Origin of the sequence: Nonomuraea sp. NPDC049784, from assembly GCF_040659615.1 — a bacterium.
In the GTDB taxonomy this organism is placed as follows: Bacteria; Actinomycetota; Actinomycetes; order Streptosporangiales; family Streptosporangiaceae; genus Nonomuraea.
This window is the reverse complement of sequence record NZ_JBFAMX010000628.1, coordinates 1-5992: the sequence shown is the minus strand read 5'-3', so window position 1 is coordinate 5992 and position 5992 is coordinate 1. Positions and strand designations below refer to the sequence as shown.

The 5992-nt window shown below is 68.2% G+C and carries 2 protein-coding genes; both read left to right on the top strand.

Features of this window, described 5'->3' with window-relative positions; translation table 11 throughout:
- Positions 1-3762: amino acid adenylation domain-containing protein (locus tag AB0J09_RS54015; RefSeq protein WP_360710003.1), on the top strand; the 3762-nt coding region annotated here is incomplete at its 5' end.
- 2 nt (positions 3763-3764) lie between these two features.
- The coding region (locus tag AB0J09_RS54010; protein ID WP_360710001.1) for a condensation domain-containing protein at positions 3765-5992 on the top strand (2228 nt) is incomplete at its 3' end.

The following is a 5992-nucleotide window of genomic DNA, read 5'->3' as shown; positions in this document are numbered from 1 at the left end:
GTCGAGCCGGGCGAGGTCGAGACCGCGCTGCGGGCGCATCCATCCGTGGAGACCGCGGTGGTGATCGGCCGTGACCAGCGCCTGATCGCCTACCTGGTGGGTGAGGACCTTCCCTCCACCGGCGAGTTGCGCGCTTTCCTCGGACGCAGCCTTCCCGACCACCTGATCCCGTCGGCGTTTGTGGAGTTGGCCGGCCTGCCGCTGACCTCCAACGGCAAACTCGATCGGGCCGCCCTGCCCGACCCGGATACCGCTCGCCCGGAGCTGGGTGTGGTGTTTGTGGGGGCGCGGACGCCGGGTGAGGAGATCTTGGCCGGGGTGTGGGCCGAGGTGCTGGGCCTGGAGCAGGTGGGTGTCGGGGACAATTTCTTTGAGTTGGGTGGGCATTCGCTGCTGGCGACGCAGGTGATTTCGCGGGTGCGGGCGGTGTTCGGGGTCGAGGTGCCGCTGGCGGCCCTGTTCGACCACCCGACCGTCGGAGACCTCATCGACGTCATCGAAGCTCTGGCCCCAGACACCGCACCCCCCATCACGGCCACCAGCCGCGATCAGCTGATCCCCTTGTCGTTCGCCCAGCAGCGGCTGTGGTTCCTCGACCAGCTCGAGCCGGGCTCGGCCGAGTACAACGTGCCCATCGCGCTGCGGCTGGCCGGGCCCCTGGATGTGTCTGCGCTCCGTGCCGCACTCGACGCGATCATGGAAAGGCACGAGGTGCTCCGCACCAAGCTGGTGACGGACGACAACGGTGTCGGCCATCAAGTGATTGACCCAGCGTCCGATTTCGCGCTGGAGGTCGTCGACCTCACCGGTGAGCCCGATGGGTTCGCGCAGGCGAAGGAACTGGTGGCCGCCGACGCCGTGACGCCGTTCGACCTTGGGGCGGGGCCGTTGTTCCGGGGTCGGTTGATCCGGCTGGGCGCGGACGAGCATGTGCTGAGCCTGGTCATGCATCACGTGGTGTCGGACGAGTGGTCGGCCGGAGTGCTCCGCAGGGAGCTCACTCTCCTGTATGAGACGTTCTCGCACGGGGAGCCGTCGCCGCTGGCTCCGCTGCCGGTGCAGTACGCCGATTTCGCGGTCTGGCAGCGTGAGTGGCTGCGGGGTGAGGTGCTGGAGGGGCAGCTCGGTTACTGGCGTGAGCGGTTGGAGGGTGCGCCGGTTCTGGAGCTCCCGACGGATCGGCCGCGTCCGGCTGCGCGGACGTCGGCGGGTGGCGTGGTGGACTTCGAGGTCCCTCGGGAGACGGTGGCCAGGCTGGAGGCGGTGACTCGGCAGTCTGGCGCGACGATGTTCATGACGTTGCTGTCGGCCTTCAGCGTGCTGTTGGGCAAGTACGCGGGTCAGGACGACGTCGTGGTGGGCACTCCCATCGCCAACCGCAACCGGGCAGAGGTCGAGGATCTGATCGGGTTCTTCGTCAACACGTTGGTGTTGCGGACCGATCTGTCCGGCGATCCGAGCTTCACGGAGCTGGTCGGCCGGGTGCGGAAGGAGGCGTTGGGCGCCTACGCCCATCAGGACGTGCCGTTCGAGCAGGTCGTCGACGCCCTCGCGCCCGAGCGCGACCGCTCGCGTACCCCGCTGTTCCAGGTGCTGTTCGACTACGGCCACCACGAGAATGAGGACCGGCGGCTGCAGCTCGGTGACCTCGCACTTTCTGAGGTCGAGCTGTCTCGGGACACCACGCTGTTCGACCTCACCGTCGTCCTGGTCGAGAACAGCAGCGGCGGGCTGGCCGGGGCCATCGAGTACAGCACCGAACTGTTCGACGAATCCACCGTGACGCGCCTGGCCGGCCATCTGACCGGTGTGCTGAACGAGATGGGCGTCGACCCCGACCGGCGACTGTCGGAGGTACGGCTCGTGTCGGAGGACGAGCGTCGGCAGGTGGTCGAGGGGTGGAACGCGACCGAGGCGGCGCTGTCGGGTGTTTCCGGGGTGCATGAGCTGATCGGGGAGCGGGTGGTGGCGGCTCCGGATGCGGTCGCGGTGGTCGCTGGTGATGGGTCGCTGTCGTATGGCGAGTTGGATGCGCGGGCGGGTCGGCTGGCCGGGCATCTGCGTGGGCTTGGTGTGGGTCCGGAGTCGGTGGTGGGGGTGTGTCTGCCGCGGGGTTTGGACTTCGTGGTGGCGGTGCTGGCGGTCTGGAAGGCCGGTGGGGCTTATCTGCCTGTTGACCTGGATTATCCGGCGGAGCGGGTGGCGTTCATGCTGGCCGACAGCGGGGTGTCGCTGGTGGTGGCGGATGCGCCGATGCCGGGTGATGTCCTGGTCGTGAGCCCGGAGGACATCCAGACGCGGCCGGCAAGGCTGTCCGGTGATAGGTGTGATGCGGGCCAGTTGGCGTGTGTGATCTACACGTCCGGGTCCACCGGCAGGCCGAAGGGTGTGCTGGTGACGCATGGGTCGCTGGCCGGGACGTATGCGGCGTGGTCGCGGACGCATTTCTCGCAGCCGTTGCGGTGGTTGTCGGTGACCAGTGTCGGGTTCGACGTCTTCACCGGTGATCTGGTCCGGGCACTGTGTTCCGGCGGCGCTCTGGTGTTGGGCGAGGTCGGGGTGCAGGCCTCTGCCTCTGAGCTGGCCGAGGTGATCGCCGGGTTCGGGGTGAACGCGCTGGAGTTGGCGCCGCGTTTCGTCGATGGCCTGGTGGAGCACGTGGCGGTGTCCGGGCAGGTGCTGGAGCCATTGCGGTTGGTGGTGGTGACCACCGATGTGTGGCGCACTTCTGCTGCGGTGCGGGCTCGCGAGGTGTTGGGTGCGCGGGTGCTGACGGCGTTCGGGATCACCGAGACCACGATCGACTCGACCTACAGCGAGCTGGCCGGGATCGAGCCGGGGGAGGATCGTCCTGCTCCGATCGGCCGCCCGTTGCCGAATACCCGGGTGTATGTGCTGGATCGGCATCTGCGCCCGGTCCCGGTCGGCGTTCCTGGGGAGTTGTTCATCGCCGGGGTGGGCGTGGCCCGAGGCTATGGCGGTCGTCCGGAGTTGACGGCGGAGCGGTTCGTGGCTGATCCGTTCGCCGCTGATGGCTCGCGCCTTTACCGGGCCGGGGATCGAGTGCGCTGGCTACCGGAGGGCGAGCTGGAGTTCCTGGGCCGCGCCGACCAACAGGTGAAGATCCGCGGTTACCGGATCGAACCCGGCGAGGTCGAAGCCGCCCTGCACGCGCACCCTGCGGTCAGCGCCGCCGTGGTGATCGCCGACCCACTGGAGCGACTTGTCGCCTATCTCGTGCCGACCGATCAGGCCGAGGGGTTGCCCCCTGCAAGCGAACTGCGATCCGTGCTGCGCCGTACCTTGCCGGAGCATCTGGTCCCATCGATATTCGTGGAGCTTGCGGCCCTGCCGGTGACCCGGCACGGCAAGATCGACCGCACCGCCCTCCCCGCACCCGACGGTATACGGCCCGAGCTGGACGGGGACTTCGTCCCGCCTGGCACCCCGACCGAGGAGAGGGTCGCGGGGATCTGGGCACAGGTGCTCGGCCTGGAACGGGTCGGAGCCACGGACAACTTCTTCGACCTGGGCGGGCACTCCCTGCTGGCCACTCAGGTGATCTCCCGCCTGCGCGTGGCGTTCCAGCTCGGCCTGCCCTTGGTGGAGATCTTCGACCACCCCACGGTCAGCGGACTCAGCGACGTGATCGAGGCCCGCATCTGGGAGGAGATTGAGCAGATGTCGGAAGACGAGGTTCTGCACAGTCTGGAAACGCACTCCCGCCAAGCCGACTCGGACGAGAACGGGGTCTCCCAGTGACGATGTCCCCTGCTGATCTGCTCAGCGATCTGGAAACTCGGGGCGCGCGGATCTACCTCGCGGACGGTCGGCTCAAGGTGGTCGCGCCGAAGGACGCCCTCAGCGATGAGCTGCGCGAGGAGCTGCGCCGCCATCGAGACGAGATCGTCCGGCTTCTCCAGGACCGGGAAGCGGCGTGGGCCGTGGACACAGTGGCGCCGACCATCGTCCCCCGCCGCCGCGACGGCATGATCCCGTTGTCGTTCGCGCAGCAGCGGCTGTGGTTCCTCGACCAGCTTGAGCCGGGCTCGGCGGAGTACAACGTGCCGGTCGGGCTGCGGCTGACGGGTGCGCTCGACGTCGAGGCGCTGAGTGCTGCCCTGGATGCGATCGTGGAGCGGCACGAGGTGCTGCGCACCCGGCTGGTCACCGACGCCGACGGGCTCGCGCACCAGGTGGTGGACCCGTCGACGGGGTTCGGGCTGGAGGTCGTGGACCTCAGTGGTGACCCGGAGGGGTTTTCGCGGGCTGAGGAGTTGGTGGCGGCTGATGCGGTGGCGCCGTTCGATCTGGCGGTGGGGCCGTTGTTCCGGGGGCGGTTGATCCGGCTCGGTCCGGATGATCATGTGTTGAGTCTTTGTCTGCATCATGTGGTGTCGGACGAGTGGTCGGCCGGGGTGCTGCGCCGCGAGCTGACCGTGCTGTATGAAGCCTTCCGCGCTGGCGCGCCGTCGCCGTTGGCTCCGTTGCCGGTGCAGTATGCCGATTTCGCGGTTTGGCAGCGTGAGTGGCTGCAGGGTGAGGTGCTGGAGGGGCAGCTCGGTTACTGGCGAGAGCGGTTGGAAGGCGCGCCCGTTCTGGAGCTCCCGACGGACCGGCCGCGTCCTGCGGTGCGGTCCTCCACGGGCGACTCCGTCTCGTTCAGAGTCCCCGCCGAGACGGTGGCCGGGCTTCGGGCGGCGACCCGGCAGAGCGGCGCCACCATGTTCATGACGTTGCTGTCGGCCTTCAGCGTGCTGTTGGGCAAGTACGCGGGTCAGGACGACGTGGTGGTGGGCACGCCGATCGCCAACCGCAACCGGGCCGAGATCGAGGATCTGATCGGCTACTTCGTCAACACCCTTGTCCTGCGCACTGATCTGTCCGGCGACCCCACCTTCACCGACCTGATCGGCCGGGTGCGGAATGTGGCGTTGGGCGCCTACGCCCATCAGGATCTGCCGTTCGAGCAGCTCGTCGACGCGCTGACCTCCGGGCGGGACCGGTCGCGCACGCCGCTGTTCCAGGTGCTGTTCAACTACGACCAGGAGGAGATGGCCGAGGAGGAGAGCCTCGGGCTGGACTCGGCCGCGGTCGAACTGCCGGGAGCTGTGGTCGCGAAGTTCGACCTCCGGTTGGTCCTCGGCCACGCCGGCGATGGGGACCTGGCTGGTGCCTTCGAGTTCAGTACGGAGTTGTTCGATCGTTCGACGGTGGAGCGGATGGTTGGGCATTTGGTGAGGTTGCTGGGGGTGGTGGCGGCTGATCCTTCGTGCCGGTTGTCGCAGGTGTCGCTGCTGGGATCGGGCGAGTGGGATCGGTTGGTGGCGTGGAATGACACTGCGGTGCCGGTTCCGGTCGGTGGGGTGCATGAGTGGATCGCCGCTCAGTCCGGTGGGGTGGCGGTGGTGGCCTCCGATGGCGCGCTGACCTATCCGGAGTTGGAGGTGCGGGCGAATCGGTTGGCGCATCATCTGCGGTCGGTGGGGGTGGGTCCTGAGGTCGTGGTGGGGTTGTGCCTTCCACGCGGCCTGGACATGGTGGTGGCCCTGCTGGCCGTGTTGAAGGCCGGCGGCGCCTATCTGTCGCTGGATCCGGAGTATCCGGCGGAGCGGTTGGCCTACATGCTGTCCGACAGCCGGGCTTCGGTGGTGGTGGGCGTCTCTGAGACGTTGGATGAGCTGCCGGTGGGGCGGGTACGGCTGGTGGCTTTGGATGATCCGTTGACGTCGATGCTGGTGCAGGCCGCATCGGAGTCTGCTCTGGCGGGGGTGACGCTGCCCGGTCAGGTGGCGTATGTGATGTACACCTCCGGCTCGACGGGTCGGCCGAAGGGTGTGCAGGTCACCCATGGCGGGTTGGCCGCTTACGTGCATGGCGTTCGGGAACGGCTGGGCCTGCGCGGCGAGGGCGCGCGGTATGCGCTGTTGCAGTCGCTGGTGACCGACTTCGGTAACACGATGGTGTTCGGCTGCCTTGCCGGCGGCGGGAC